This is a genomic window from Roseomonas rosulenta (assembly GCF_016106005.1).
In the GTDB taxonomy this organism is placed as follows: domain Bacteria; phylum Pseudomonadota; class Alphaproteobacteria; order Acetobacterales; family Acetobacteraceae; genus Neoroseomonas; species Neoroseomonas rosulenta.
The window spans coordinates 14,567-41,145 of the sequence record NZ_JACADR010000011.1; the positions used below are offsets into that span (position 1 = coordinate 14,567).

At 70.9% G+C, this 26,579-nt stretch carries 26 protein-coding genes and 1 pseudogene; 6 read left to right on the forward strand and 21 right to left on the reverse strand.

The genetic code is table 11. The features are described 5' to 3' along the window. Positions 1–106: 106 nt before the first annotated feature. Together HW578_RS03355 and rpsD are read right to left on the reverse strand one after the other, a co-directional pair. On the reverse strand, positions 107–910 hold the full coding sequence (locus HW578_RS03355; RefSeq protein ID WP_198369114.1) for a class I SAM-dependent methyltransferase: 804 nt from the start codon (positions 908–910) through the stop codon (positions 107–109). Between the two features lie 64 nt (positions 911–974). Then, positions 975–1,592, reverse strand: coding sequence for a 30S ribosomal protein S4 (rpsD, locus tag HW578_RS03360; protein ID WP_198369115.1), 618 nt, complete (start codon positions 1,590–1,592; stop codon positions 975–977). Positions 1,593–1,792: 200 nt separating this feature from the next. Between rpsD and HW578_RS03365 the strand changes: the two genes are divergently transcribed. After that, the gene (locus HW578_RS03365) at positions 1,793–1,993 is read left to right on the forward strand and encodes a hypothetical protein (protein WP_198369116.1); all 201 of its coding nucleotides are present in this window, start codon (positions 1,793–1,795) and stop codon (positions 1,991–1,993) included. Here the strand turns inward: HW578_RS03365 and HW578_RS03370 are convergent. The 12 genes from HW578_RS03370 to HW578_RS03425 form a co-directional block, all read right to left on the reverse strand. Next, positions 1,990–2,811 carry an RNA methyltransferase gene (locus HW578_RS03370; protein ID WP_198369117.1) on the reverse strand — a complete coding sequence of 274 codons (822 nt, stop codon included), beginning with the start codon at positions 2,809–2,811 and terminating at the stop codon, positions 1,990–1,992. The genes HW578_RS03365 and HW578_RS03370 overlap by 4 nt on opposite strands. Beyond that, positions 2,808–3,173 (reverse strand): CopM family metallochaperone, encoded by a 366-nt coding sequence (copM, locus tag HW578_RS03375; RefSeq protein WP_198369118.1) that lies wholly within the window; start codon positions 3,171–3,173, stop codon positions 2,808–2,810. The genes HW578_RS03370 and copM overlap by 4 nt, the downstream gene beginning before the upstream one ends. Before the next feature lie 61 nt (positions 3,174–3,234). After that, positions 3,235–4,737, reverse strand: a complete 1,503-nt coding sequence (gene cysS, locus HW578_RS03380) for a cysteine--tRNA ligase (protein WP_198369119.1) — start codon at positions 4,735–4,737, stop codon at positions 3,235–3,237. 148 nt (positions 4,738–4,885) lie between these two features. Next, positions 4,886–6,220, reverse strand: a complete 1,335-nt coding sequence (gene gltX, locus HW578_RS03385) for a glutamate--tRNA ligase (protein WP_198369120.1) — start codon at positions 6,218–6,220, stop codon at positions 4,886–4,888. Then, positions 6,217–6,525, reverse strand: coding sequence for a hypothetical protein (locus HW578_RS03390; protein ID WP_198369121.1), 309 nt, complete (start codon positions 6,523–6,525; stop codon positions 6,217–6,219). The genes gltX and HW578_RS03390 overlap by 4 nt, the downstream gene beginning before the upstream one ends. After that, positions 6,522–6,908, reverse strand: a complete 387-nt coding sequence (locus tag HW578_RS03395) for a hypothetical protein (protein WP_369407807.1) — start codon at positions 6,906–6,908, stop codon at positions 6,522–6,524. Before HW578_RS03395 ends, HW578_RS03390 begins: the two co-directional genes overlap by 4 nt. Continuing rightward, positions 6,905–7,420, reverse strand: a complete 516-nt coding sequence (locus tag HW578_RS03400; RefSeq protein WP_198369122.1) for a hypothetical protein — start codon at positions 7,418–7,420, stop codon at positions 6,905–6,907. The genes HW578_RS03395 and HW578_RS03400 overlap by 4 nt, the downstream gene beginning before the upstream one ends. Beyond that, a complete protein-coding gene (locus tag HW578_RS03405) occupies positions 7,417–9,087 on the reverse strand; it encodes an NAD+ synthase (RefSeq protein WP_198369123.1) in 1,671 nt (556 codons plus the stop codon). Before HW578_RS03405 ends, HW578_RS03400 begins: the two co-directional genes overlap by 4 nt. A 34-nt stretch (positions 9,088–9,121) precedes the next feature. Further along, a complete protein-coding gene (locus tag HW578_RS03410) occupies positions 9,122–9,949 on the reverse strand; it encodes a DMT family transporter (RefSeq protein WP_369407808.1) in 828 nt (275 codons plus the stop codon). 81 nt (positions 9,950–10,030) lie between these two features. Further along, positions 10,031–10,819, reverse strand: coding sequence for a transporter substrate-binding domain-containing protein (locus HW578_RS03415; RefSeq protein WP_198369124.1), 789 nt, complete (start codon positions 10,817–10,819; stop codon positions 10,031–10,033). Next, positions 10,816–11,946, reverse strand: a complete 1,131-nt coding sequence (locus HW578_RS03420; protein WP_198369141.1) for a beta/alpha barrel domain-containing protein — start codon at positions 11,944–11,946, stop codon at positions 10,816–10,818. Before HW578_RS03420 ends, HW578_RS03415 begins: the two co-directional genes overlap by 4 nt. A gap of 104 nt (positions 11,947–12,050) precedes the next feature. Then, entirely contained in the window at positions 12,051–13,430 is a 1,380-nt protein-coding gene (locus HW578_RS03425) for a class II 3-deoxy-7-phosphoheptulonate synthase (protein WP_198369125.1), read from the reverse strand. 107 nt (positions 13,431–13,537) lie between these two features. On the opposite strand from HW578_RS03425, the gene HW578_RS03430 reads away from it, so the two are divergent. After that, on the forward strand, positions 13,538–14,704 hold the full coding sequence (locus HW578_RS03430) for a serine hydrolase domain-containing protein (RefSeq protein WP_198369126.1): 1,167 nt from the start codon (positions 13,538–13,540) through the stop codon (positions 14,702–14,704). Between the two features lie 4 nt (positions 14,705–14,708). On the opposite strand, the gene HW578_RS03435 is transcribed toward HW578_RS03430, so the two are convergent. Genes HW578_RS03435 through HW578_RS03450 form a run of 4 tightly spaced genes read right to left on the reverse strand, consistent with a single transcriptional unit; the run spans position 14,709 to position 19,284 of the window. Beyond that, positions 14,709–15,920, reverse strand: coding sequence for an MFS transporter (locus HW578_RS03435; protein WP_198369127.1), 1,212 nt, complete (start codon positions 15,918–15,920; stop codon positions 14,709–14,711). A gap of 3 nt (positions 15,921–15,923) precedes the next feature. Continuing rightward, positions 15,924–17,303 carry a glutathione-disulfide reductase gene (gene gorA / locus HW578_RS03440; protein WP_198369128.1) on the reverse strand — a complete coding sequence of 460 codons (1,380 nt, stop codon included), beginning with the start codon at positions 17,301–17,303 and terminating at the stop codon, positions 15,924–15,926. Positions 17,304–17,353: 50 nt separating this feature from the next. Then, on the reverse strand, positions 17,354–17,809 hold the full coding sequence (locus HW578_RS03445; protein ID WP_198369129.1) for a MaoC family dehydratase: 456 nt from the start codon (positions 17,807–17,809) through the stop codon (positions 17,354–17,356). After that, positions 17,806–19,284, reverse strand: coding sequence for an NAD-dependent succinate-semialdehyde dehydrogenase (locus HW578_RS03450; protein ID WP_232478579.1), 1,479 nt, complete (start codon positions 19,282–19,284; stop codon positions 17,806–17,808). The genes HW578_RS03445 and HW578_RS03450 overlap by 4 nt, the downstream gene beginning before the upstream one ends. Positions 19,285–19,402: 118 nt before the next feature. Here HW578_RS03450 and fahA point away from each other — a divergent pair, with 118 nt between their 5' ends. Genes fahA through HW578_RS03465 form a run of 3 tightly spaced genes read left to right on the forward strand, consistent with a single transcriptional unit; the run spans position 19,403 to position 22,442 of the window. After that, the gene (fahA, locus tag HW578_RS03455) at positions 19,403–20,680 is read left to right on the forward strand and encodes a fumarylacetoacetase (RefSeq protein WP_198369130.1); all 1,278 of its coding nucleotides are present in this window, start codon (positions 19,403–19,405) and stop codon (positions 20,678–20,680) included. Positions 20,681–20,703: 23 nt separating this feature from the next. After that, positions 20,704–21,492, forward strand: coding sequence for a cyclase family protein (locus HW578_RS03460; protein WP_198369131.1), 789 nt, complete (start codon positions 20,704–20,706; stop codon positions 21,490–21,492). 5 nt (positions 21,493–21,497) lie between these two features. Then, positions 21,498–22,442, forward strand: coding sequence for a tripartite tricarboxylate transporter substrate binding protein (locus HW578_RS03465; protein WP_198369132.1), 945 nt, complete (start codon positions 21,498–21,500; stop codon positions 22,440–22,442). 9 nt (positions 22,443–22,451) lie between these two features. Here HW578_RS03465 and glmS read toward each other — a convergent pair whose 3' ends face one another. Next, positions 22,452–24,275, reverse strand: coding sequence for a glutamine--fructose-6-phosphate transaminase (isomerizing) (glmS, locus tag HW578_RS03470; protein WP_198369133.1), 1,824 nt, complete (start codon positions 24,273–24,275; stop codon positions 22,452–22,454). Positions 24,276–24,279: 4 nt separating this feature from the next. Beyond that, positions 24,280–25,584 (reverse strand): bifunctional UDP-N-acetylglucosamine diphosphorylase/glucosamine-1-phosphate N-acetyltransferase GlmU, encoded by a 1,305-nt coding sequence (glmU, locus tag HW578_RS03475; RefSeq protein WP_198369134.1) that lies wholly within the window; start codon positions 25,582–25,584, stop codon positions 24,280–24,282. Positions 25,585–25,698: 114 nt separating this feature from the next. On the opposite strand from glmU, the gene HW578_RS03480 reads away from it, so the two are divergent. After that, positions 25,699–26,346, forward strand: coding sequence for an HAD-IA family hydrolase (locus HW578_RS03480; protein WP_198369135.1), 648 nt, complete (start codon positions 25,699–25,701; stop codon positions 26,344–26,346). Here HW578_RS03480 and HW578_RS03485 read toward each other — a convergent pair. Beyond that, positions 26,324–26,579 (reverse strand): annotated as a pseudogene (locus tag HW578_RS03485) (DUF3108 domain-containing protein); the annotation flags it as partial. The gene HW578_RS03480 and the pseudogene HW578_RS03485 sit on opposite strands and share 23 nt — an antisense overlap.

Here is a 26,579-nt window from a genome sequence, read left to right on the forward strand (position 1 = left end):
GATACCAATCGGAGGGATGATTCTTCTCTATTGGACGAATAGGACGCCGCGCGTAGCCACCCCGGCGTTGGGCAGGGTCTTCATCTACCGTTGCGGCAGCGGCGATTCAGCGTGCGGCGAGAGGCAACAGGCGCTTCACGTGGTCGGGCGCGAAGGCGATGACCAGCGGGGTGGAACCGGCGAAGGCCGTGCGTCTCACGATGCTGCGGGGCAGGCAGAAGCGCAGCGCCTCGTCATAACGGGGCACATCCTCGCGCCGGGCGATCATCATCTTGGCGCCGCCCCGCATAAGGTCGGCCTCGCGATCGATGATGGCGAACGCGCGGAAATCGGGGTTGGCCTCGAGAAACGCCGCGACGGCCAGGGTTATGTCCGGGTACCAGGCATGCAGGACATCATCGACCACGATGACGCCGCCGGGCGCCAGGAAGGACGCGGCCAGCGCCAGGTCGTGCGCGGCGGCGCTGCGCGTGTGCTCGCCATCCACATGCACGAGCCGCGCGGGGGCGGCCAGCAGCGCCGCCCAGGCCTGCGTGCCGAGTTCCATCGATGAACCGCGGTGCAGGCACAGCCGCGCCAGCGGCAGTCCGACGCTGTCCCAGTTCGTGCGCAGCGACGCCTCGAAATCCTCGGTGCCCACCACGAAGAGGTCGACACCCACCACCGCCTCGTCGGGTAGGGTAGCGAGGCCGAAGCCGATCAAGGCCTTGCCGTGGAAGGTGCCGATCTCGGTGATCGGCCCGCGGATACCGTCCCGGCGCTGGACTTCGAGCAGTGTGAGCAGCGCGAAGGAGCTGCCCTGGGTCAGGAAGCCGCGGACCCCGCGCATGCCCGTGGCGAAGTAGTCGATGGCCGCCTGCAGGGGGCGGGCTGCGGGCCTGTCCTGCGGCGGGTCTTGCAGTTCGATCATCCGCGACGCCCCCGACCGGACTGCCCGACAGGCAGCCGGGCCGGCGGCGTCGCGCCGATCTGCATCAGCGGCTGTAGAACTCGACGACCAGGTTCGGTTCCATCTGCACCGGGTAGGGCACGTCCGAAAGCTTCGGCGCGCGCAGGAACTTGCCGCGCATCGCGCGATGGTCGACCTCGATGTACTCCGGCACATCGCGCTCGCTGCTCTGCGCCGCGTCGAGCACCGCGACGAGCTGCTTCGACTTCTCCTTCACCTCGATCTGGTCGCCGTCCTTGACCAGGTAGGAGGGGATGTTCACGCGCTTGCCGTTCACCGTGACATGGCCGTGGTTGACGAACTGGCGCGCGGCGAACGGCGTGACCGCCAGCTTCATGCGGTAGACGACGGCGTCGAGCCGGCGCTCCAGCAGCTCGATCAGGTTCTCCGAGGTGTCGCCCTTCCGGCGCACCGCTTCCTCGTAGTACTTGCGGAACTGCTTCTCGCCGATATTGCCGTAGTAGCCCTTCAGCTTCTGCTTGGCCATCAGCTGGATGCCGAAGTCGGTCGGCTTGTTCTTGCGGCGCTGGCCGTGCTGGCCGGGGCCGTACTCGCGCTTGGCGAGCGGCGACTTCGCGCGACCCCAGAGGTTCACGCCCAGGCGGCGGTTGATCTTGTACTTGGATTCGGCGCGCTTGGTCATGCGCTGCATCCCGCCGCGTTGCGCGGACGGGCCTTCTTGCTGTGCCCCATACGGGCTGTTGTCCCGGTAGTCCTTGGCCCCGGCGGGGCTTCGGCGGGCGCGGACCCCAAGGGCCCGTCCACATTCCCGGAAAGGAGGCGCCTGATAGGGGCAGCGCCCCGGGCTTGTCAAACCTCGGGCCCCGCCCCTACTCCCGCGCCATGGTGACGCGCGAAGAGATCCTGGTGCTCGGCCTCACGGCGGGCGTGGTGGGTTCGCTGGTGGGCGGGCTGATGCTGGGCGTGGGGCTGGGCCTCGCGGTGAACGGCGCCCATGCGGGCTGGCTGCTGGTGCTGCCGGCCGCACCCGTGGCAGGCGGGCTCGGGCTGCTGCTGGCACGCAAGCTGGCGCGCAAGCTCTAGCTGCGCCAGGGCGGCGGCGCGTCGTCCTTCTCAGGGCGGCCGCGGCGCATGCGCCCGCGCGAGAGTTCCGTCACCACGCCGTGCAGCGTGCGCAATTCCTGCTCCGTCACTTCCCCGCGCTCGAACCAGTGACGGAGGTTGCGCACCATGCCCGGGCGCTTCTCGCGGTTGTCGAGGAAGCCGGTGGCATCGAGCTCGGCCACCAGGCGGTTCAGGAAGCCCTCGAGCTCGCCCTTGGTGGCGATGCGCGTCTCGTTGGTCATCAGCACGCGCGGCGGCGTCGCCTCGGCCGCCGTCCACCATTCATAGGCCAGGATCATCACGGCCTGGGCCAGGTTCAGCGACATGTGCTCGGGGTTGAGCGGGTAGCGGACCAGCGTGTCGGCGCAGGCCATGTCCTCGTTCTCGAGCCCCGCGCGTTCCGGGCCGAACAGCACGGCGGCGCGCAGGCCGCGGGCGGCGATGTCGCGCAGGTCCTCGGCCGCGGCGCGCGCGGTGCGGACAGGCACCACCACATGGCGCGGACGCGGGCAGGTGGCGAGCACGCGGTGGCAGTCGGCGACCGCGGCGGGGACGCTGTCGAAGACCGTCGCGGCATCGAGAATGGCATCCGCGCCCGAGGCGGAAGGATAGGCATCGGGCTGCGGCCAGCCATCGCGCGGGGCCACGATGCGCAGATGGAACAGCCCGCCATTGGCCATGGCGCGCGCCGTACTGCCGATGTTGCGCGCCATCTGCGGGCGGACCAGGACGACGATCGGTGTCTCGCCGGCGGGCGGCGTCAGCGCCGCACGGCCATCCTTCCGCCCGCCGGTCATCGCGGCGGGGTGCGCGCGAGGAAGGCGCGCAGCTGCGCGATCTCGGCCTCCTGCGCGCGGATGATGGATTCCGCCAGGGCGCGCATCTCCGGATCGCTGCCGTGGCGCAGCACCACGTTGGCCATGTCGATCGCTCCCTGGTGGTGCGGGATCATCCCGGCGGCGAAGTCGCGATCGGCATTGCCGGTGTAGCGGATGCCCATGTCGCGATGCATGCGGTCGTTGGCGGCGCGGAATTCCCGCGTCGAGGCGGTCTCCTGCGTGCCGCGCGCGGCTGGCGCGCCGTGGCCCTGGTGGCCCTGCTGCGCGGCGGCGGGCAGTGCGAAAAGGGCGGCGGCGAGGGTGATGACAATGCGGTTCATGGGTGTGTTTCCCGGCGGGTTGTGACCGCCGGGGAGGCTGGGGTTTCCCATCGTCGGAAGGTCAAGCGCGGCGCCAGGTGGTGCCCCCGGCGCCGTCCTCGAGGATGATGCCGCGCGCCTTGAGCTCGTCGCGGATGCGGTCGGCCTCGGCCCAGTCCTTGGCCTTGCGGGCAGCGAGGCGGGCAGCGATGGCGGATTCGACGTCCAGTTCCATGGTCCCGTCGGCACGCGTTACCCGGAGCGTCGCGTCGCCGGCGGTCACCCTGAACGCGCCTGGCTCGGCCCAGAGGTTATGGGTGGCGGCCTTGAGCCAATGCTGCGGATCGGTCTGACCGATGCCGAGAACCTCACCGGCGCGCCGCATCGCCGCGGCGGCCTCACCGATCATGGGCGCGCGCGGCATCGGCAGGCGGTCCATTACCGCACTGGTCGAGCCACCGATCGTCAGCACGTTCTCGACGGTCCGCAGGTCCCGCAGGCGCGCCAGGGCGAGCGGCGTGTTGAGATCGTCCAACAGCGGCTCCAGCGCCCATTCTGCGAGGCGCCTCACGGTATCGGAATCAGCGACTTCAGGCGCGCGATCCAGCATGGCGTAGAGGCTGTCGAGTTCGGACTTTGCCTCCTCGAGGCCGGCAGTCGTGAAGTCGAGCGCCTGGCGGTACTGCGTGCGCAACAGGAGCAGGCGGAAGGCCTCGCCAAAGCGCCATCCCTTGGCGAGCACATCGCGCACCGTCAAAAAATTACCGAGCGACTTCGACATCTTCTCGCCATCCACCAGCAGCATGCCGTTGTGCAGCCAGTAGTTCGCGAAGGCGTGGCCGGGGAAGGCGCAGACGGATTGCGCGACCTCGTTCTCGTGGTGCGGGAAGATCAGGTCGTGGCCGCCTCCATGGATGTCGAACTCCTCGCCGAGATGCTTCCAGGACATGGCGGAGCATTCGATATGCCAGCCCGGCCGCCCGCGGCCCCAGGGGCTGTCCCAGCCGGGCGTGGCTTCGTCCGAGGGCTTCCACAGCACGAAGTCCCCGGCATCGCGCTTGTAGGGCGCGACATCGACGCGCGCGCCGGCCAGCAGCTCATCCGGCGTGCGGCCCGAAAGCTTCCCATACTCGGCGAAGGAGGACACTGAGAACAGCACATGCCCATCCGCCGCATAGGCGTGGCCATTGGCGATCAGGCGTTCGATCAGCGCGATCATCTCGGCGATGTGGCCGGTGGCGCGCGGTTCCACATCCGGCGGCAGGGCGCCGATCGCGGCCATGTCGGCGTGGAAATCGGCGGTGGTGCGGGCGGTGATGGCGGCGATGGGCTCGCCCGATTCACGGGCGCGCGCGTTGATCTTGTCATCCACGTCGGTGATGTTCCGCACGTAGGTCACGCGCGGGTAGATCCGCCGCAGCAGCCGCGCGAGCACGTCGAACACCACGACCGGCCGGGCATTGCCCAGGTGGGCCAGGTCGTAGACCGTCGGGCCGCAGACATACATCCGCACATGGGTCGGATCGATCGGCACGAAGCGACGCTTCGTGCGCGCGGCGCTGTCATGGAGGAAGAGGTCTGTCATGGCGGTCCGTCAGGCGTCGGAGGTCGTGGGCGTGGCGCAGGCGCGCGGGGAAGGACCTTCCCCGCAGGGGCGGTTCAGCGACAGAGCGCGGATGCGCGGGGCCTGGACGCGGACATGGGTTGCTTTGTGCGCCGAAGCCCGGCGCGGTTCAAGCGCCCGATGAGATCCTGAGGCGCAGCGCCGCCCGGTCCTGCCCGATCAGGGGCAGCAGCGTGCCGAGGTCGGGGCCGTGCTCCTCGCCCGTCAGGGCCAGGCGCAGGGGCAGGAACAGCGCCTTGCCTTTGCGGCCCGTGGCGGCCTTGAGCGCGCCGGTCCAGGCGCCCCAGGTCGCGCCGTCCCAGGGTTCGGGCGGCAGGGCGGCCAGCGCGGCGGTGAGGAAATCCGCCTCGCCCTCCTGCACCGGTGGGACGATCGTGCCGCGCACCACGTCGAACCAGGGCCGGGCCTCGCGCATCAGGTCGAGATTGCCGCGCACGGCGAGCCAGAAGGCCTCGTCCGCGCCCTCGGGCAGGCGGTCGGTAACCGCGGCGAAGGGGGCTTCGTGCAGCACGCGGCGGTTCAGCGCCAGCATCTGCCGCGTGTCGAAGCGCGCGCTGGCATGCGAGACGCGGCCGATGTCCCAGGCGGGCGCGAGGTCGCGCGGCAGCCCCGGCACCGGATCGGCCGAGGTGCCGAGCGCGGCCAGGTAGCCCGCCAGCGCCGCCGGCTCGATGCCGTCCTTGCGCAGGTGGCGCAGCGAGATCGAGCCCAGGCGCTTGGACAGCGCCCCACCCTCCTGGTCGGTCAGCAGAGGCAGGTGCGCGAAGTTCAGGTGCATCGGGTTGCCGCCGAGCGCGGCATAAAGGTCGAGCTGGATGCCCGTGTTGGTGACGTGGTCCTCGCCGCGGATCACGTGGGTGATGCCCATCTCGAGGTCGTCGACCACGCTCGTGAAGGTGTAGAGCGGCGATCCGTCCGCGCGCACCAGCACGGGGTCGGAGATGGCGGAGAGCTTCACGCTGCGCTCCCCCAGCACCAGATCGTGCCAGGCGACGCTGCGCGGGGAGAGCATGAAGCGCCAATAGGGCTGCTTGCCATTGGCGATGGCGCGCTCGATCTGCTCCTGCGTCATGCGCAGCGCCTCCCGGTCGTACAAGGGCGGCTTGCCCTCGCGCCGGCGGCGCTCGCGCTTGTAGGCGAGTTCCTCCTCGGTCTCGAAGCAGGGGTAGATCCGGCCCGCGGCCTTCAGCGCCTCGGCCGCGGCGGCGTAGCGGTCGAGACGGTCCGACTGCGCGACCCGCTCGCTCCAGTCGAGGCCGAGCCAGCGCAGGTCCTCCTCGATCGCCGTGGCGAATTCGGGCTTGGAGCGTTCGAGGTCGGTGTCGTCGAGCCGCAGCAGGAATTCGCCGCCATGCCGGCGTGCATGCAGCCAGTTGGCGAGCGCCACGCGGGCATTGCCGACATGCAGCAGCCCGGTCGGCGAAGGGGCGAAGCGGAGTTTCATCGGTTCGGATCGATCGCCTGGTAGTCGGTGTCGGCACGGCGCGTGGCGGGGGTGGCGATGCAGTGGTCGAGCCAGGGCTTCAGTTCGAAGGCTGGCGCGATCGCGTATTCGCCGAAGGACAGGTAGGCCTCGCGCAACGCCTCGGACGTCGCGTATTCGCCGCGCAGCGCCTCGACCTGGTCGCGCACGAAGCGGCGGGCGTATTCGGCCGCCGCCTCGGCGCTGGCGAAGCCGTCCACGGACCATTCCTCGTCCGGTTCCTGGTCATGCGCGAAGTCGCCGCAAAGCACCTGGAAGCCGCTCACGCCTCCTCCTCGTCCGCGTCATCCGCGTCGCGGCGGGGGTCGAGCACGCGCCAGTTGCGGTCTTCGGCGTCGCGCACAGGCTGATCGGCGAAGTCCTTCAGTTCCGAGCGGCTGACCCAGCCATCGTCGCCCGCACCCAGCACCTCGGCATCCTCACCATAGGCGAACCAGGCGTCGAGCACGGCCTTGGCGTCCATGCCCGGGGCGCGGCAGCGTTCGACGGAATCGCGCACGTAGCGGCGGGCGAAGGCGTTGGCGTGCTCGATGCTTTCGAAGCCGGTCACCGTCTCGACCGGTTCGGAGCCATTGGCACCGGACATGTCCATGATCTGCACGGCGAAGTCGCCTTGCGGGAAGACCTGCGCCTCGAATTCCTGACTCACGCGCTTTCTCCATCCTCTACAGGACGGGCGAGCGTTCTGATCACTCTGAAACCAAGCCCCTCGAAATCGATAAGGCGCTCAATATCGTTCGTTGTGCAATCGCGCGCCTCGTAGCCAAGAAGACGCAGACCGATAGCTTTCAATGGATAACGCGTCTCGCGCTGGTCGGCTTCATCAACCAAGTAGACCCACTTTGGTTCCCTGGCCTTAGCCTGATCGAAGAACGCTTTAGGATCCTTCAGGTATTCGTCGATGGCGAGAAGAATGTCAGTGCGACCTAGACTTCGTGGCATCAAATCCGTACCATGAACTCGCTCGCGCCGCCTCCCTCCGGCTTTACTTTTCCGCGCCGGCCTTGCCCGTTCGTCGACAAGGGCCTCTAGGCGAGCGAGTTCGTCGGGCCTGTCGGCGAAATATCTACGGACGTTATCTCGAACCCTCGCGAGACCGGCACTATCCACCGTCTCGATAACAGCGGCGGCCTGCTCCAAGGTATAGGCTTTGCTGCTCAAGACACCAGCGCCGTGAAGCCGTTGGTGATCGGGTAGCGCCGGTCGCGGCCAAAGGCGCGTGGCGTGATCTTTACCCCCGGCGGCGCCTGGCGGCGCTTGTATTCGGCGCGGTCCAGCAGCTTCCACACGCGCAGGACCAGCGCGCGGTCATGGCCTTCGGCGACCAGCGCATCGACCGACTTCTCGCCCTCGATCAGCCCTTCCAGGATGGCGTCCAGCACGTCGTACGGCGGCAGGCTGTCCTGGTCCTTCTGGTCGGGGCGCAGCTCGGCGGACGGCGGCTTGGTGATGACGCGCTCGGGCATGACCAGCCCATCGGGGCCCTTCGCATCCGCGGGGCGATGCGCGTTGCGCCAGCGGCACAGCGCGAAGACCATGGTCTTGTAGACATCCTTCAGCACGGAATAGCCGCCGGCCATGTCGCCATAGATGGTGGCGTAGCCGGTGCTCATCTCCGACTTGTTGCCGGTGGTCAGCAGCATCGAGCCGAACTTGTTGGACAGCGCCATCAGCGTGACGCCGCGGATGCGCGACTGGATATTCTCCTCGGTGATGTCAGGCGGGCGGTTGCCGAAGGCCGGCGCCAGCATCGCGCCGAAGGCCTCCATCGCCGGGCCGATGCCGATGGTGTCGTAGCGGATGCCGAGCAGGCGCGCGCATGCCGCCGCGTCCTCCAGGCTTTCGCCGCTGGTGTAGGGCGATGGCATCATCACCGCATGGACGCGGTCTGCGCCCAAGGCATCCACCGCGACCGCGGCCGAGATGGCGGAATCGATCCCACCCGAAAGCCCCAGCACCACGCCGGGGAAGCCGTTCTTGTCCACGTAGTCGCGCAGGCCGAGCGTCATCGCGCCATAGATCTGGCCGAGACGATCGGGCAGGCGCGCCACCTCGCCCGGCGTGCAGACCAGGCGCTCGCCCTCGCGCCGCCATTCGGTCAGCACGACGTGTTCCTCGAACATCGGCAGCAGCTGCGCGAGCGACCGGTCGGGGTTCAGCACGAAGGAGGCGCCGTCGAAGACGATCTCGTCCTGCCCGCCCACCTGGCCCAGGAAGACGAAGGGCAGCCCGGTCTCGACCACGCGCGCGACCGCCAGCGGCAGGCGCTGCTTCTCGTGCTTGTCGGCCTCGAAGGGGGAGCCGTTGATCGAGAGCAGCATCTCCGCGCCGGTCTCGCACAGCGTCTCGGCGACGGTGGGCAGCCACCAATCCTCGCAGACCATCAGCCCGATGCGGAAGCCGCGGAAGGGGATGGGGCCGGGCACCGGCCCGGCATCGAAGACGCGCTTCTCGTCAAACACGCCGTAGTTGGGCAACTCGTGCTTTGCGCGGCGGGCGGCGATGCGTCCGCCTTCCAGCAGGAAGGCGGCGTTGTAGAGCTTGTCGCCATCCTGCCAGGGGCCACCCACGATCAGCCCCGGCCCGCCATCGGCGGTCTCGGCGGCGAGTGCGGCGATCACGTCGGCGCAGGCGGCGACATAGGCCGGCTTGCGCACCAGGTCCTCGGGCAGGTAGCCGCCGACCGAGAATTCCGGCGTCACCACCAGGTCGGCGCCAAGGCGCGCGCCCTCCGCCCGTGCGGCGCGGATGCGCTCCGCATTGGCGCGCAGCGCGCCGACATGCGTGGTGTTGATCTGGGCAAGCGCGATCTTCAGCGTGTCGGCCATGATGGGCGGAACCTAGGGATGGGGGGCCACAGGGTCAACGCGAGGCCGCGACGCCGAAGACCATCCCCGCCGTCACCACCGCGACACCGGCCAGGCCCGCCGCGCCCAGCGGCTCGCCCAGCAGCGGCCACGCCGCCAGGGCCGTCATGCCCGGCACCAGGGAGGTGATGGTACTGGTCGTCGCCGCCCCCAGCGCATTCATCGCGCGGGTGAACAGGAAGCCCGCCACCAGCACCGCAAAGACGCCCTGGTACACAAGCTGGAAGGCCAGCGCGCCGGCGGAGACGCCCGCGAAGCCTTGCAGGCCCGCCACGCTCCACCACACCACCAGAGTGACCGGCGCCGCGCAGAGCGCGACCGCGAGCGTCGCATCGAGCGCCGAGACCCCCCAGCGGCGCACGAAGGCCATGTAGACGGCCCAGGACATGCCGCCGGCGAGGAAGATCAGGTCGCCGCGCCAAGCCCCCGGATGGTCGCGGAAGGTGTCGAAGGCGAGCAGGCCCACGCCGGTCGCGACCAGGGCGAGCGAGACGAGCCGCCGCGCCGTCCAGCCTTCCCCGAAGGCGATCCACCAGACCAGCGCGATGTGGAAGGGCAGCATCCCCGGCAGCATGACCCCGCCATGCGCCGCGGGCGCGAAGGTGAAGGCCAGGTAGGCGGCATAGGGGAAGCCGAAGCCGGCGAAGACCGTGAGCACCAGCCCGCGCCCCGGCGGCAGGCGCGGCCAGCCGCGGGCCGCCACCAACGCAAGCGCGGCGACGAAGGCCCCGCCATGGCGCAGCATCAGCGTGTCGATGGGTGCGAGGCCCTGGTGCGGCGAGAGCCGTGCGGTCAGCAGGAAGCCGGTCCAGACGAACAGCACACCGAAGGCGCACGCGAAGCCGATGCGCCGTTCGCGCGTCCGCGCTGCGCTGGTCGCCGCAGGTGCCGGCGCGCCGACGGCTCAGCCCTCGAAACGGGAGCCGGCGGGCGCGACGGCACCGTCGATGCCCGCGGCGTCCAGCGCGCGGCGCACGGTGCCGTCGGCCTTGGCGCGCTCCATCCAGGCGGAGGCCGCGGCGAGCGCCTCCGGCCGGCCGGGCGGGACGATGATAGCGGTACCGAGCGCGTGGAAATGCCCGTCCAGGATGCGCAGCCCCGGCACCTGCGGCAGCAGCGTGACCAGGGATTCCATGCCGAGGGCGACGGCCTGCGCCCGGCCCTCGCGCATCCATCCCAGCGCCTCGGGCACGCCTACCGCCGCCATGAAGCGGGCACGCGGGAAGGCGCGCTCGGCGCTGCGCAGCGTGGTGGTGCCACGCACGCCTACGATGGTGAGCTCCGGCGTGTCGGCATCCTGCACGCGGGTGATCGCGACACCCGGCATCACCGCCAGCGTCGAGACCGAAAGGTAGTAGTTCGGCCCGACGCCGACCCGGCGCGCGCGTTCGGCATCCATCGGCACGAAGGAGACATCGAGCCGGCTCTCGGCGATGCCGTCGACCACTTCGGAAGAGGAGTTCAGCGCCACGAGGTCGAGCGTGGCGCCCGCATCCGCCGCGAGCGCACGTGCCAGCGTGACGGTCACGCCGCGCGGTTCCCCGCCCGCGTCGCGGCTGGCCCAGAAGGCGGAGGACACCGGGGCGATGCCCACGCCCACGCGCATGCGCCCACCCGGGGCGAGCGGATGCGCCCCCTGCGCGAGGGCCAGGCCCGGGAGCAGCCCCAGCACGACGCGTCGGGCGATCCTCATGCGGGGGCGCCGTTCTTCCGGCGCGCCTCGCCATGCCGCAGCAGGAATTCGCGCCCGACCTTCACCCGCGCCGCTCCGTCGTAGTCGACGATGTCTGCGGTGGCGTAGGTCTCGCTCCAGACATCGGGAATGAAGGACCCGGTGCCGACCACGTCGATGGGTGCCTTCGCCTCGTGCATGACGCGGCACTTGCCCACGCCGAAGCCGGAGGAGACGACGATTCGCACCCTGGGGAAGCCGGCCTCGTCGAGCGCTTCGCGCATGCGCCACACGGCGGCGGCGGAAACGCCGGTGCCGACCAGGTGGCGCAGCTCCGTCTCGCTGCGATAGCGGCGGATCGCGCCCGGCGCGTGGCGTTCCAGCACGGCATAGGATTCCGCGGGGTCCAGCCCTTCGAGGAAGCGACCGCCATGGGTGTCGAGCCGCATCGCGAGCCGGCCCTCTGCAGCGAGTTCCGGGAAGCGGCGGGCGACCGCCAGCCCGTCCGTCACCTCCCGCCCGAAGTAATCGACCAGAACGGTCAGGGCCTCGGCGGGGAAGGCCTCGTGGAACATCTCGGCGGCACGCACGGTGCTGCCGGCGTAGCCGATCAGCGCATGCGGCATGGTGCCGCGCCCGGCATCCTGGCCGAACCAATGCGCGGTCGCGTCGTTGGCGTTGCCGATGAAGCCCCTCGCCCCTTCCTTCTGCGCGGCGCGACTGCCGACCGCGGCGGCATAGGCCATCATCTCCTGCATCTCGGCGCCGGCGCAGTGCCGCGCCTCCATCGCCAGGAAGGCCACGCCGGGCAGCTCGAGGCACATCTGGTAGGCGTTGTGCGCAGCGACGCAGGCTGCGCCGAGCTTCTGCAGCAGGATGGTCTCGAGGTCCGCCAGCGCGACGAAGGACCCGGTGACGTAGAGCAGCGGATCGCCCGCCCCCACCCACTGCCCTTCCTCGTGCATCAGCTCGATGTCGATCGCCACACCGCGCGCCGTCGCCACGGCGCGCAGCCAGTCCAGCATCAGCCGTGGCGCGGAGACCACCGGCCGGCGCAGGAACACCGCATAGGTCACGCGCGCATCGCCGAAGCGCTGCACGATGGCCTTGGTGCGGTTGAAGTAGGAATCGGTGCGCGCGGCGATCACCGCATCCGAGGTATCGGCAGCCGGAGCCTCCGGCGCCGCCCGCCGCGGAACCCCGGTCGCCAGGGCGGCACCAAGCGTGGTGCCGCCGAGGGGCGGCGGCTTGTTCACTGCGCCGCCTGGGCCGGCGCGGCCTGTCCCGCGGCGCGGCGGGCCTTCAGCTCCTCAGCGATGAGGAAGGCCAGCTCCAGAGACTGCTCGGCATTGAGCCGCGGGTCGCAGGAGGTCGCGTAATTGGCCGAGAGGTCCGTCTCGGACAGGCGATGCGCGCCGCCGAGGCATTCCGTGACGTCCGAGCCCGTCATCTCGACATGCACGCCGCCGGCGATGGTGCCCTCCGCCTCGTGCGCGTCGAAGAAGGCGCGCACCTCGGCCAGGATGGCGTCAAAGGCGCGGGTCTTGTAGCCAGCGACGGTGGTGGTGTTGCCGTGCATCGGGTCGCACAGCCAGACCACGTTGCGCCCGGCCCTCTGCACGGCGCGCAGCAGCGGCGGCAGCTTCGCGCCCACCTTGTCGGCCCCCATGCGGGAGATGAGGGTGAGACGCCCCTTCTCGTTCGCCGGGTTAAGGATCTCGGTCAGGCGCACGAGCTCGTCCGCATCCATCGACGGGCCGACCTTCATGCCGATCGGGTTCTTCACCCCGCGCAGGAACTCCACATGCGCGCCGTCGGGCTGGCGCGTGCGGTCGCCGATCCACAGGAAGTGCGCCGAGCAGGCATAGGCATCGCCGGTGGTGGAATCGATGCGCGTCAGCGCCTGCTCATAGGGCAGCAGCAGGCTTTCGTGGCTGGTGTAGAAATCCGTCTCGCGCACCTGGGGCAGGTCGGACATGCCGCAGGCCTGCATGAAGCTCAGCGTCTGGTCGATGCGCGTGGCCAGGTCGGTATAGCGGCTGGCGAGCGGGCTGCGCTCGACGAAGCCGAGGTTCCAGCGATGGACATGGTGCAGGTCCGCATAGCCACCGGTGGCGAAGGCGCGCAGCAGGTTCATCGTCCCGGCCGACTGCATGTAGGCGAATTCCATGCGCGCCGGATCGGGGATGCGCGCCTCGGGCGTGAAGTCCGGGCCGTTGATGATGTCCCCGCGATAGGATGGCAGCGTCACGCCATTGACCGTCTCGCTGTCCGACGACCGCGGCTTGGCGAACTGCCCCGCCATGCGCCCGAGCTTCACCACCGGCACCGACCCGCCGAAGGTCAGCACCACCGCCATCTGCAGCAGCACGCGGAAGGTGTCGCGGATGACGTTGGCGGTGAAGTCGCCGAAGCTCTCGGCGCAGTCCCCGCCCTGCAGCACGAAGGCCTGGCCATCGCCGGCGCGTGCGAGTGCTGACCGGAGGCGCCGGGCCTCGCCTGCAAAAACCAGCGGGGGAAATCGCGCGATCTTCCCTTCCATCGCGGCAAGCGCCGCCTGGTCAGGGTAGTCCGGCACCTGCCGGATCGGCATCGCCCGCCATGAATCGGGGCTCCAGCCACGCGCGGTCATTGTCTGGCATTCTCCCACTGGAAAGTCGGCCACCTTAGCCGCGCGGCCGGGGATGGGGGAAGGGCGGCTTCCGTGCGAGGCTCGCAGGGCCGACATGAGAGGACGCCATGGACCTGAATGACGACGTCGCGATCCTGATGCAGGGCGCGGTCCAGGCCGGCGAGGTGCCGGGCCTGGTGGTGGCCGCCGGCGGGCGCGAGGAGGCCGGCTTCGTCGCCGGCTACGGGGTGCGCCGCCTTGGCGCGCCCGAGCCCATGGCGCCGGACACGGTGGTCTGGATCGCCTCCATGACCAAGGCGATCACCGCCACGGCAGCGATGCGCCTGGTCGAGGCGGGGCGGCTCTCGCTCTATGCCCCCGCGGCCGAGGTGCTGCCCGCCCTGGGCCGGGTGCAGGTGCTGGTGGGGTTCGACGACGCCGGCCAGCCGAGGCTGCGCGCGCCGAAACGGCCGGTCACGCTGCGGCACCTGCTGACGCATACCTCCGGCTTCGCCTACGACATGTGGAGCCCTGCCATTGCGCAGTACCGCCGCGTGACCGGCACCCCGGCGATCACCACCTGCCGCAACGCCGCGCTAGACCTGCCCCTGCTGTTCGACCCCGGCGAGGGCTGGTCCTACGGCATCGGCATCGACTGGGCCGGCAAGATGGTGGAGGCCGTCACCGGCCGGCGCCTCGGCGCGCACCTGGCCGAGACCATCTTCGGCCCGCTCGGCATGGCGGACACCGCCTTCCGGCTGCGCCCGGACATGCGCGCGCGGCTCGCGGGGATGCATGCGCGCGGCGCCGATGGCGCGCTGGCCGCAATTCCCTTCGAGGTCGAGCAGGACCCGGAATTCGAGATGGGCGGCGGCGGCCTCTATTCCACCGCGGCCGACTACATGGCCTTCGCCCGCATGATCCTGAACGGCGGGCGGCATGGGCGCGAGCGGCTGCTCAAGGCCACGACCGTCGCCGAGATGGCGCGCGACCAGATCGCGCCGCTCTCGGTGCGCCCCATGATCAGCGCCGTGCCCGCCGCCACCAACGACGCCGATCTCTTCCCCGGCCTGTCCTGCGGCTGGGGCCTGTCCTTCCTGGTCAACCGCGCGCCCACGCCGCAGGGGCGTTCGGCCGGCGGGCTGGCCTGGGCGGGGCTGGGCAACACCTACTACTGGATCGATCACGGGCGGGGCACGGCGGGGGTGTTCCTGACCCAGATCCTGCCCTTCTTCGACGCGAAGGCCGTCTCCCTGTTCCGCGGCTTCGAGGCTCGGATGAACGGCGTGGCGTGAGTCGCTACTCCGCCGGGGCCAGGATGCGCGGCGGCGGCGCGGCCTCGCATGGCAGCAGCAAGGCGGCGGCGACCATCACCGCCGTCATCGCCGCCAGGATCGCAAACAACGCGGGGGCGCCGCCGGCGCCCTCGCCATAGGCCCAGGCCACCATGTTCACCCCGATCGGTGCGGCGGCAAAGCCGATCGCGAACTTCATCCCGAAGGCCAGGCCCCGCCGGCGACCCGAGGAATAGCGCGCGAGCAGCAGGTTCTCGACCGGCGCCGACATGTCGAAGGTCAGGCCGATCACCGCCGCCAGCAGCACCGCGACCGGTCCGCCAAGCAGCGCCGCCAACGCCAGCGGCACGAATTTCAGCGTGAAGGTCGCGACATAGAGCCACTTGAACGGCAGCCGGTCGGCCAGGCGCCCGCCGATGAGCTGCCCGACGCTGCCCATCAGCAGCGTCGCGCCCACCACCAGGCCGAGGCGCGCCGCGTCGCTCGCGTCGAGGGCGAGGGATTCGCTGAGCCATTTCGGCAGCGCCGTGCTGAAGGCGGTATAGGCGACCGAGCCGAGGGTGAAGGTCACGACCAGCACCACCAGCACGCCGAAGGGCGCGCGGGTTTCCCTCGGCGCCACGCCTGCGGCCGGCACCGCGGGTGCGACCGGCGCGATCCGCCCGGCCAGTATCGCCATCACCAGCGCGATCCCGCCGGCCATGGTCACCACGCCCGGCAGGATCATCGCCGTGCGCCAGCCCGCGACCGCCGCGAGCCCGCCCGCGATCACCGCCGAGAGCGCCACGCCGATCGACCCCGCGATGCCCACCCAGCCCATCACCCGCCCCCGGATCGCGGCCGGTGCGGCCATCGAGACCCAGGCCAGCGCCACCGGATGATACAGCGCGCCGAACAGCCCGATCCCAGCCAGCGCCGCCGCCATACCGGCCGGGCCCGTGACCAGCCCCGCCACCACCGAGGCCGCGCCGATGCCCAGGAAGAAGACCGCCATCATCCGCGCACGGCCGAAGCGGTCTGCGAGCCAGCCCGCCGCCGGCGCGCCGAGCCCGATCAGCGCCGCGCCGATGGTCCAAAGCGCGATGATCTCGGCATAGGGCTTCTCCCACACGCGCTCGAGCACGACGGCGAGCGTGAGGAACAGCCCGGCCAGCACGTGATGCAGGAAATGCCCCGCCGCGGCGAAGAGGACCGGCAGGCGCGCGGCGGGCGGCACGCGCTACTGCGCCGCGGCCGCGACGCCGGCCACGCGGGTGCGCGTGCGCAGCGTGACGAATTCCTCGGCGGCCGTGGGGTGGATGCCGATGGTGCGGTCGAAATCCTGCTTGGTGGCACCCATGCCGATGGCGATGCCGATGCCCTGCATGATCTCGGCCGCATCCTCGCCCAGCATGTGCGCGCCGAGCACCTTCTGCGTCGCCTGGCAGACCACGAGCTTCATGAGGGTCTTGCGCCCTTCCCGCTTGCTGATGGTGTGGCGCATGGGCGTGAAGCGCGTGACGTAGACATCGACAGGGCCGCGCGCGGCGGCCTCGGTCTCCGTCAGGCCGACGGTCGCGATGGGGGGCGACATGAAGACCGCGGTCGCGACGTTGTCGTAGGAGGCGCGGCGCGGATTGCTGCCGAACAGCGTGTCCGCCAGCGCGTGTCCGACGGCGGTCGCCATCGGGGTCAGGTTCACCCGGTCGATCACGTCGCCTAAGGCGTAGATGTGCGGCTGCACCGTCTGGTGGTCGTCGTTCACCGGGATGGCGCCGCCGGCGAGCGGCGCGATGCCCGCCTTCTCGAGCCCGAGTCCCGCGGTGTTCGGCGCCCGGCCGGTGCAGAAGAACACCGCATCCGCCTCGCGCATGAAGTTGTTCGACATCGCCACCATCAGCCCGTCCGGCAGGGCGGTGATGCGGGTCGGGCGGACATCAGGGTTGAGGCGGATGCCCTGCGCGGCCAGCGCCTCGGCCGCGGCGCCGCGGATATCCTCGTCGAAGCCGCGCAGCGGCAGGGGTGCGCGGTACATCAGGTCCACCTCCGCCCCCAGGCCCTGCAGGATGGTGGCGAATTCCACCGCGATGTAGCCCCCGCCGATCACCACCGCGCGCCTCGGCAACGCCTTCAGCGTGAAGAGGTCGTCCGAGACCAGGCCGAGTTCGGCACCGGGAATGTCGAGCCGCATGGGCGTGCCGCCGGTGGCGATGACGATGCGCTCCGCCGTGACGCGCTGGCCGCCGACATCGAGCGTATGCGGATCGAGGAAGGTCGCGCGCGCATCGAAGGAGGTGACGCCGGCGCCGGCCAGCAGCTTGCCGTAGATGCCCGACAGGCGCGTGACCTCGGCGTCCCGCGCGGCGGCGAGCTTCGCCCAGTCATGATGCTGGTGGCGGTGATGGGGCCAGCCGAAGGCCGCGGCATCCTCCATCCAGGCGCCGTATTCGGCGGCATTGACCATGATCTTCTTGGGCACGCAGCCGACATTGACGCAGGTGCCGCCCCAGAAGCGCTCCTCCGCCACGGCCACGCGCGCCCCGTGCCCCGCGGCGATGCGCCCGCAGCGCACGCCGGCCGAGCCGCCGCCGATGACAAACAGGTCGAAGTCGTAGGGCATGGGATTGTTCCGTTCGGTCCGGCGCAGGATATGGGGCGCCGCGGCGCCGGTCAGCCCCCCGGCCTGCGCGGCACGACCGCCCGGGCGGTGAAGACCTGCACCTCCTCTCCTGCCTGGTTCAGCGTGCGGTAGCGGATCAGCGCCGACCCGCGCTCCGGGCGGGAGCGCGACGGCGTCGCTTCCAGCACCTCGACCTCGAGGCGCAGCACATCGCCGGGCCGCGTCGGCCGCGGCCACTGCAACTCGCCGCCGCCGCCGATCGCGCCGCCATGGATATGGCCCACGGCGTCGACGATCATGCGCATGGTCAACGCCGCGGTGTGCCAGCCGCTCGCGGCCAGGCCCTTGAACAGCGGGTGCCCGGCCGCCGCGACCGGGTCGGTATGGAAGGGCTGCGGATCGTAGCGGCTGGCGAAGGCGACGATCTCCTCCTCGGTGACCGTCACCGGGCCGGCGGCGAAGCGCCGGCCCGGGGTCAGGTCCTCGAGGAAGAGGGGTTCCTTCACGTGCCGATGCCGCCCAGCGCGAGGTACTTCATCTCGAGGTATTCCTCGATGCCGTGGCTGCTGCCCTCGCGCCCCAGGCCCGACTGCTTGAAGCCGCCGAAGGGCGCCTCCGCGGTCGAGATGATGCCCTCGTTGATGCCGATGATGCCGTATTCCAGCGCCTCCGCGACGCGGAAGATCCGCCCCACGTCGCGCGCGTAGAAATACGCCGCCAGGCCGAACTCGGTGTCGTTGGCGAGCTGGATGGCTTCGTCCTCGGTCTTGAAGCGGAACAGCGGCGCGACGGGGCCGAAGGTCTCCTCACCGAAGATCTTCGCCCCGCGCGGCACGTTGGCCAGCACGGTGGGTTCGAAGAAATTCCCGCCGCGGGCGTGGCGCTTGCCGCCGGTGACGATGCTCGCCCCCAGCGCCAGCGCATCGGCGATGTGCTCCTCGACCTTCGCCACCGCGTCGGCGTTGATAAGCGGGCCCTGCGTCACGCCCGGCTCCATCCCGGGCCCAACCTTCAGCCCTTCCACCGCCTCCTTCAGCTTCGCCGCGAAGGCGTCGTAGACGCCATCCTGCACCAGCAGCCGGTTGGCGCACACACAGGTCTGCCCGGTGTTGCGGTACTTCGAGGCCATCGCGCCCTGCACCGCGGCGTCGAGGTCGGCGTCGTCGAAGACGATGAAGGGCGCATTGCCGCCAAGCTCCATGGACGTCTTCTTGACCGTCTCGGCGCATTGCGCGAGCAGCGCGCGGCCGACTTCCGTGGACCCGGTGAAGGAGAGCTTGCGCACGATCGGGTTGGCGGTGAGCTCGCGGCCCGTCTCGCCTGACGGCCCGGTGATCACGTTGCACACGCCGGCCGGCATGCCCGCGCGTTCGGCCAGCACGGCGATCGCCAGCGCGGAGAAGGGCGTCTGCGAGGCCGGGCGGATCACGCCCGTGCAGCCCGCGGCCCAGCCCGGGCCGGCCTTGCGGGTGATCATGGCGGAAGGGAAGTTCCACGGCGTGATGGCGGCGAAGACTCCGATCGGTTCCTTGGTGACGAGGATACGGCGCCCCTTGGCGTTCTGCGGGATGGTCTCGCCATAGACGCGCCGGCCCTCATCGGCGAACCATTCGATGAAGGAGGCCGAGTAGACGACCTCGCCCTTCGCCTCCGCGAGCGGCTTGCCCTGCTCGGCCGTCATGATGGCGGCCAGGTCGTCGGCGTTCTCGTGCATCAGCCGCGCGAGGCGGTGCAGGATGACGGCGCGGTCCTTCGCCAGCATGGCGCGCCACGCGGGGTAGGCGGCGTTCGCGGCCTCGATGGCGCGGTGCGTCTCGGCCCGGCCCATGGCGGGAACATTGCCGATCACCTCGCCCGAGGCCGGGTTGCGCACGGCGATGGTCTTGCCGCTGTCGGCCTGCACCCAGGCGCCGGCGATGTGGTTCGCCTGACGGAAAAGGTCGGAGTCCTTCAGCGGGATCTTGGCGACGGCGTCGAGCATGGCTGGCCCTCCTTGTGTTGGCCCGGACGATACGCCCGGGGGCGGCGCCTGTCAGCCTCGGCGCCTTGCGCCATGCGGCGGCGCGGGCATGATCCCCGGAGGTCAGGAGGAAACGCCCATGGCAGGTCGCGACGCGACACATGATCCCTTGCTGCGCAGCTGGGTGGCCTCGGCGCAGGCGCCGGGGACCGATTTCCCGATCCAGAACCTGCCGCTCGGCGTGTTCAGCACGGCCGGCGCCGGCCCGCGCTGCGGGGTGGCGATCGGGGACATGGTGCTCGACCTGCGCGCGGCGCATGCGGCAGGGGTGGTGCGGGAGGCAGCCGCGGCGTCGGACAGCCTTGCGCCGCTGATGGCGGCCGGGCGCGGCGCCTCCGCCGCGCTGCGCGCCGAGGTATCGGCCCTGCTGAGCGAGGGCGCGCCTCCGCGCCCCGACCTGCTGGTGCCGATGGCTGCCGCGCGGATGCACCTGCCCACGACGGTGCGGAACTTCTCCGACTTCATGGCCTCCTACGACCATTGCGCCCGGCTCGGCGTGCGCCGCGACCCAAAGAACCCGCTGCCGCAGGCCTTCCGGCAGCTGCCGGTCGCCTACCACTCGCGCGCCTCCTCCGTACGCGTCAGCGGCGAGGCGGTGATCCGCCCGCACGGCCAGTGGCAGCGCCAGGACGGGACGATGCATTTCGGCCCGACCGAGGCGATGGACTACGAATTGGAAATGGCCATCTGGATCGCCGGGGACAACGCGATCGGCGAACCGGTGCCGATGTCCCGCGCGCCCGATCGCATCTTCGGCTACGGGCTGCTCAACGACTGGTCGGTGCGCGACGTGCAGCGCTGGGAGATGCCACCGCTCGGCCCCTTCCTGGGCAAGAGCGTGTCGACATCCGTCTCGCCCTGGATCGTGACCGCCGAGGCCTTGGTGCCCTTCGAGGTGCCCGCACCGGTGCAGGACCCGCCCGCCCTGCCCTATCTCGACAGCGCCTGGAACCGCACGAACGGCGCGCTTTCCGTGCGCATGACGGCCGCGATCCTGACGCCGCGGATGCGCGCGGAGGGCGCCGCGCCCTTCATCCTGACCGACACGCAATTCGCCGGCATGTACTGGACCGCCGCGACCATGGTCGCGCATCACGCCTCGAACGGCTGCAACCTGATGGCGGGCGACCTGCTCGGCAGCGGCACCGTCTCCGGCCCCGAGGAGAGTGCGCGCGCCTGCCTCGCCGAGATCGGCCTGACCGGCCCGGTCACGCTGCCGAACGGCGAGACGCGCCGCTGGATCCAGGATGGCGACGAGATCGTCTTCCGCGCCCGCGCCGAGGCGCCCGGCGCCGTGCCGATCGGCTTCGGCGAATGCCGCGGCGTGCTGGACCCCTCCATCGCCTGGCCCGCCTGATTCAAGGAAACAAGGAAACGCCCATGCCCCGTCGCATCGTCGACATCTCCGTCGCACTCAAGGCCGGCATCGCATCCGACCCGCCGCATATGCTCCCGCAGATCGACTACATCGACCACCACATGAGCGCGCCGGCCATGGCGAAGGAATTCGACATCCCGGTCGATGCGCTGCCCGAAGGGCAGTATGCCGCGGTGGAACGCGTGGCGATCAGCACCCACAACGGCACGCACCTGGATGCGCCCTACCACTTCTTCTCGCGCATGAACGAACGCACGGTGCCCAGCGGCGAGCCGTCCTGGCGCATCGACGAGGTGCCGCTCGACTGGTGCTTCCAGCCCGGCGTGAAGCTCGACTTTCGTCACCTGCCCGATGGCTACGTGGCCACACCCGAGGACGTGCAGAAGGAACTCGCGCGCATCGGGCATGTGCTCAAGCCGCTCGAGATCGTGGTGGTGAACACCCGCGCGGGCAGCCGCTACGGGCAGGACGACTACATCCATTCGGGCTGCGGTGTCGGCAAGGCCGCGACGCTGTGGCTGCTGGAACAGGGCGTGCGCGTGACCGGCACGGATGGCTGGTCCTGGGATGCCCCCTTCTCGCTGACGAAGAAGAAGGTGGCCGAGACCGGCGATGCGTCCCTGATCTGGGAGGGCCACCGCGCGGGACGCGAGATCGGCTATTGCCACATGGAGAAGCTCAGCAATCTCGAATCGCTGCCCGCCGACGGCTTCATGATCGCCTGCTTCCCGGTGAAGGTGCATCGCGGCTCGGCCGGCTGGACGCGCGCCGTCGCGATCTTCGAGGCGTGAGCGCGATGCGCCGCGCGCTTCTCGCCCTCGCGCTGCTCGCGCCGGTCGCGGCGACGGCGCAGGGCTTCCCCGACCGGCCGATCACCATCGTGCTGCCCTATGCGCCGGGCAGCGCGTCGGACGCCTATGGCCGCGCGCTCGGCGAGCATTTCACGCGCCTCATGGGCCAGCCGGTCGTGCTGACCAACCGCGACGGCGCCTCGGGCGTGGTGGGCATGCGCTTCGTCGCGCAATCGACGCCAGATGGCCATACGCTCGGCCTCACGCCGGTCACGCCGGTGGTCGTGCAGCCGCACATGGTGCGCAACCTCGGCATCGGGCCGGACAGCTTCGCGCCGGTCTGCGGCACCAACGAGAACGTCATCGGCGCGGTGGTGCGCGCCGACAGCCCGATCCGGGACCTGCCCGGCCTGGTCGCGGAAGGCCGGCGGCGGATGCTCACCTTCGGCAGCCCGGGGCCGAATTCCCTGCCGCAGCTCGCCATGGTGCGCGTCACGCGCGCCACCGGCGTCGAGTTCAGCCACATCCCCTTCCGCGGCGACCCGCCCCACCTGAACGAGGTGCTGGCCGGGCGGCTCGACTTCTCGGCCACGGTCGTCGCCTCGGCGAGCGGCCTGATCGACGGCGACCGGCTGCGGCTCGTCGCGGTCTTCTCCGCGCGGCGCCACCCGGACTACCCGAACGTGCCGACTGCACGCGAACAGGGAATCGACGCGCAGCAGCTCAGCCAGGTGGGCCTCTACGCCCCCGCCGGCACGCCGGAGCCCGTGCTCGCCCGGCTCGAGGAGTCCTGCCGCACCGGCACCGAGGACGAAGGCTTCCGCCGAATCGCCGCCGCGCGTCGCGTACCGGTGAACTTCATGTCGCGCGCCGAATTCACCGCCATGGTCCGCAGCGAATACGAGGCCTATGGCCGCATCCTGCGCGAGCTCGGCGTGCAGCCGGAATAGCGCGCGCCGCTATTCCACCGTCACGCTCTTGGCCAGGTTGCGCGGCTGGTCCACGTCGGTGCCCTTCAGCACCGCCACGTGATAGGCCAGCAGCTGCACCGGGATGGCGTGCAGGATCGGCGCGGCAAAGGTGCCGGCATGGGGCAGCGTCACCACGCGCTCGGCGAAGCGCGCCAGCGCAGGCGCGCCGGCCTCGTCGGTGAAGGCCATCACGCGCCCGCCGCGGGCGGCGGCTTCCTGCAGGTTCGATGCGGTCTTCTCGAACAGCGGACCGGAGGGGCACAGCGCGATCACCGGCACGTCCTTGTCGATCAACGCGATGGGGCCGTGCTTCATCTCGCCGGCGGCATAGCCCTCGGCGTGGATATAGCTGATCTCCTTGAGCTTCAGCGCACCTTCCAGGGCGATCGGAAACAGCGGCCCGCGCCCGAGGAACAGCACGTCGCGCGCCTTCGCCACCTCCACCGCCATGGCGCGGATCTCGGCGTCGCGCTCCAGCACCGCAGCCGCCTTGCCTGGGACTTCCAGCAATTCGGCCGTGAGCTCGGCCTCGACCGTAGCGGATAGCGTCCCGCGCGCGCGCCCCAGCCCGATCGCGAGGCAGGCCAGCACCGCGAGCTGCGCCGTGATCGCCTTGGTCGAGGCGACCGAGATCTCCGGCCCCGCGACCGTCAGCACCGTGGCGTCGCTCTCGCGCGCCATGCTGCTCTCGGGGACGTTCACGATGGACAGGATCTTCTGCCCGCGCTCGCGCAGCATCTTCATCGCCGCCAGGTTGTCGGCGGTCTCGCCGCTCTGGCTGATCAGGATGGCCGCACCACCCTCGGGCAGCGGCGGGTCGCGGTAGCGCAACTCGCTCGCGACATCGGCGTCGACCGGAATGCGCGCCACCTGCTCGATCCAGTAGCGCCCGACCATGCCGGCCAGGAAGGCGCTGCCACAGGCGGTGATGGTCAGGCGCGGCACGCGCGCCGCGTCGAAGGGCAGCGCCGGCAGCGTGACGGATCGCGTGGCGGGCTCGAGATACTGTTGCAGCGTGTCACCGAGCACGACGGGGTGCTCGTGCAGCTCCTTCTCCATGAAGTGGCGATAGTTGCCCTTGCCGACCGCGGCCCCCGAGACCGCGGTGAGCTTCACCTCGCGCTGCACCACCGCGCCGCCGGCATCGTGGAACACCGCGTCGGTGTCGCTCACCACCGCCCAGTCGCCTTCCTCGAGATAGGCGATGCGGCGCGTGAGCGGCGCGAGGGCCAGCGCATCCGATCCGACGAACATCTCCCCCTCGCCGAAGCCGACCGCGAGCGGCGCACCCTGGCGCGCGCAGATCAGCTTGCGCGGATGCCCGGCGAAGACCATGGCGAGCGCGAAGGCCCCGTGCACGCGCGCCAGCGCTGCGGCGGCGGCTTCCTCGGGGCCGGCACCCTGCTGGAGGTGCCAGTCCACCAGGCGGGCGAAGGTCTCGGTGTCGGTCTCGGTCTCGAAGACCTGGCCCTTGGCTTCCAGCTCGTCGCGCAGTTCGGCGTGGTTCTCGATGATGCCGTTGTGCACCACGCTCACGCGCGCGGTGCCGTGGGGGTGCGCATTGCGCTCGACCGGCGCGCCATGCGTCGCCCAGCGCGTGTGGCCGATGCCGGTCGTCCCCGCCAACGGCTTCGCCTCCAGCACGGCGGCGAGGTTGGTGAGCTTGCCTTCGGCGCGGCGGCGATCGATGTGGCCGTTCACCAGCGTGGCGATGCCGGCGCTGTCATAGCCGCGGTATTCCAGCCGCCGCAATGCCTCCAGGATGCGCGGTGCCGCTGCCTCGCGCCCGACGACGCCGACGATACCGCACATTGCCCTATGTCCCCTTGCCCTTGAAGCCGCGCCCGGCGAAGACCGTCTGCCGCCCGCGCGCGATCGCCAGCGCATCGTCGGGCACGTTCGCGGTGATGACGCTGCCTGCACCGACCAGCGCCCGCGCGCCGACCTTCACGGGAGCCACCAGCGCGGTGTCGGATCCGATGAAGGCGCCCTCGCCGATTTCGGTGCGGTGCTTGTTCACGCCGTCGTAGTTGCAGGTGATGGTGCCGGCGCCGATGTTCGCTCCCGCGCCGATCGTCGCATCGCCCAGATAGGCCAGGTGGTTCGCCTTTGCCCCCTCGCCCAGCGTCGTCGCCTTGAGTTCCACGAAATTGCCGACATGCGCGCGGGCTTCGACCACCGTGCCCGGGCGCAGACGCGCATAGGGGCCGATGATGGCGTGGCGCTTTACCGTGCAGCCTTCCAGGTGGCTGAAGGCGCGGATCACCGCCCCTTCCTCGATGCTCACGCCAGGGCCGAAGACGATATGCGGTTCGAGCGTCACGTCCGGGCCGAAGCGGGTGTCGTGCGCAAGGAACACGGTCTCGGGCGCCAGCATGGTCACGCCGGCCTCCATCGCCGCGGCGCGAAGCCCGGCCTGCAGCGTCGCCTCGGCGGCGGCGAGTTCGGCGCGGCTGTTGATGCCGCGCAGCTCGGCCTCGGGGGCTTCGACCGCGCGCACGCGCCTGCCCTCGGCGCGGGCCAGCGCCACCACGTCGGTCAGGTAGTATTCGCCCTTGGCATTGGCGTTGCCGACCGCCGCCAGCCACCGCGCGAGGTCGGCCGAGGCCGCGCAGACCACGCCGGCATTGCAAAGCCCGATGGCGCGCTCGGCCTCGGTCGCATCGGCCCATTCGACGATGCGTTCCACCATGCCGTCCGCGGCGGTGACGACGCGGCCATAGCGCCCCGGATCGGCCGGGCGCATCGCCAGCAGCACCAGGTCGGCCTCCGCCCGCGCCGCCAGCAGGCGGCCGAGCGTGGCTTCGCTGACGAGCGGGTTGTCGCCGTAGAGCACGGCGACGTCGCCATCATGCCCGCCAAGCTGCGGCATGGCCTGCAACGCGGCATGCCCGGTGCCCAGGCGCTCGCGCTGCACTGCCACGGCATGGGGCGCCACCGCGGCCTCGAGCTCGGGCATGTCGGGGCCGACGACGACCACGACGCGCCCGAAGCGCGCCTCCACCGCCGCAAGCAGGTGGCGGATCATCGGCCGTCCGCCCAGCGGGTGCATGACCTTGGGCTTGCTGGAGCGCATCCGGGTCCCGAGACCCGCGGCGAGGATGATGGCGGCGGCGGACATGCCCCTGCCGTAACGCGTCGGACCGCGCCGCGTCCAGCGCGACGGCGCTCACCATGCTTTGCCGGATGTGTCGGGGCGGTTCCCCCGGGCCCGATTTGGCGCTACGCCCGGGCCATGACGAAGATCGCCGTGTTCGACCTCGATGGCACGCTGGTGGACAGCGCCGCCGACATCCACGCCGCGCTGGACCGGCTGATGGCCGGGCGCGGCCTGCCCGGCTTCGCCCGGCCCGAGGTGATTGGCATGGTCGGCGACGGGGTGCGGGTACTGGTCACCCGCGCCCTGGCCGCGCGCGGCCTGCCCTTCGAGGAGGCCGCGCTCGACGCCTTCATGGCCGATTACGAAACCAAGGCCGCCGTCCTGACCCGCCCCTTCGAGGGCATTCCCGCCGTGCTCGACACCCTGGCGGCGGATGGCTGGCGCATGGCGGTCTGCACCAACAAGCCCGAGGTGGCGGCGCGCCGGCTGCTGGAGGCGCTCGGCCTGTCGGGGCGCTTCACCGCCCTTGGCGGCGGCGATTCCTTCCCCGTCCGCAAGCCCGATCCCGGCCACCTGCGCGCCACCCTGTCGGCCGCCGGCAGCACGCCAGAGCGCGCGGTGATGATCGGCGACCACCACAACGACGTGCGGGCCGCGGCAGGCTGCGGCGTGCCCTGCATCTTCGCCGGCTGGGGCTATGGCCCGGTCCACATGGCCGAAGGCGCGCCCGTCGCGGCCGCGCCCGCCGACCTGCCCGCCCTCATGGCCGCGCTGGCGCGCTGACCCGGTCGGGCACCGGCACGGGCACCACCGCCCCGGCGCGCACCAGGTCCAGCCGGAAGGCGCCGAGGAAGGTCGAGGGGAATTCGACGCGCAGCGGCAAGGGCGGCAAGCCCGGGCCCAGCACCGCGAGCCAGGCCTCGGCCGGGCGCGGACGGCCAGCCTGGGCGGGGTCGTCGCCGCGGCGGAAGCCGGCCACGAGGCGGCTTTCCAGCCCGCAGCGCAGCGCCTCGCCC

Bases quoted from the DNA above. Each gene is read 5' to 3' on its own strand.
- copM (WP_198369118.1), bottom strand. From the start codon at position 3,173: ATGAACCGCATTGTCATCACCCTCGCCGCCGCCCTTTTCGCACTGCCC.
- HW578_RS03370 (WP_198369117.1), bottom strand. From the start codon at position 2,811: ATGACCGGCGGGCGGAAGGATGGCCGTGCGGCGCTGACGCCGCCCGCC.
- HW578_RS03465 (WP_198369132.1), top strand. From the start codon at position 21,498: ATGCGCCGCGCGCTTCTCGCCCTCGCGCTGCTCGCGCCGGTCGCGGCG.
- HW578_RS03415 (WP_198369124.1), bottom strand. From the start codon at position 10,819: ATGAGGATCGCCCGACGCGTCGTGCTGGGGCTGCTCCCGGGCCTGGCC.
- HW578_RS03425 (WP_198369125.1), bottom strand. From the start codon at position 13,430: ATGACCGCGCGTGGCTGGAGCCCCGATTCATGGCGGGCGATGCCGATC.
- rpsD (WP_198369115.1), bottom strand. From the start codon at position 1,592: ATGACCAAGCGCGCCGAATCCAAGTACAAGATCAACCGCCGCCTGGGC.
- fahA (WP_198369130.1), top strand. From the start codon at position 19,403: ATGGCAGGTCGCGACGCGACACATGATCCCTTGCTGCGCAGCTGGGTG.
- HW578_RS03450 (WP_232478579.1), bottom strand. From the start codon at position 19,284: ATGCTCGACGCCGTCGCCAAGATCCCGCTGAAGGACTCCGACCTTTTC.
- glmU (WP_198369134.1), bottom strand. From the start codon at position 25,584: ATGTCCGCCGCCGCCATCATCCTCGCCGCGGGTCTCGGGACCCGGATG.
- HW578_RS03460 (WP_198369131.1), top strand. From the start codon at position 20,704: ATGCCCCGTCGCATCGTCGACATCTCCGTCGCACTCAAGGCCGGCATC.
- HW578_RS03430 (WP_198369126.1), top strand. From the start codon at position 13,538: ATGGACCTGAATGACGACGTCGCGATCCTGATGCAGGGCGCGGTCCAG.
- HW578_RS03480 (WP_198369135.1), top strand. From the start codon at position 25,699: ATGACGAAGATCGCCGTGTTCGACCTCGATGGCACGCTGGTGGACAGC.
- gltX (WP_198369120.1), bottom strand. From the start codon at position 6,220: ATGAAACTCCGCTTCGCCCCTTCGCCGACCGGGCTGCTGCATGTCGGC.
- cysS (WP_198369119.1), bottom strand. From the start codon at position 4,737: ATGACAGACCTCTTCCTCCATGACAGCGCCGCGCGCACGAAGCGTCGC.
- gorA (WP_198369128.1), bottom strand. From the start codon at position 17,303: ATGCCCTACGACTTCGACCTGTTTGTCATCGGCGGCGGCTCGGCCGGC.
- HW578_RS03355 (WP_198369114.1), bottom strand. From the start codon at position 910: ATGATCGAACTGCAAGACCCGCCGCAGGACAGGCCCGCAGCCCGCCCC.
- glmS (WP_198369133.1), bottom strand. From the start codon at position 24,275: ATGTGCGGTATCGTCGGCGTCGTCGGGCGCGAGGCAGCGGCACCGCGC.
- HW578_RS03405 (WP_198369123.1), bottom strand. From the start codon at position 9,087: ATGGCCGACACGCTGAAGATCGCGCTTGCCCAGATCAACACCACGCAT.
- HW578_RS03365 (WP_198369116.1), top strand. From the start codon at position 1,793: ATGGTGACGCGCGAAGAGATCCTGGTGCTCGGCCTCACGGCGGGCGTG.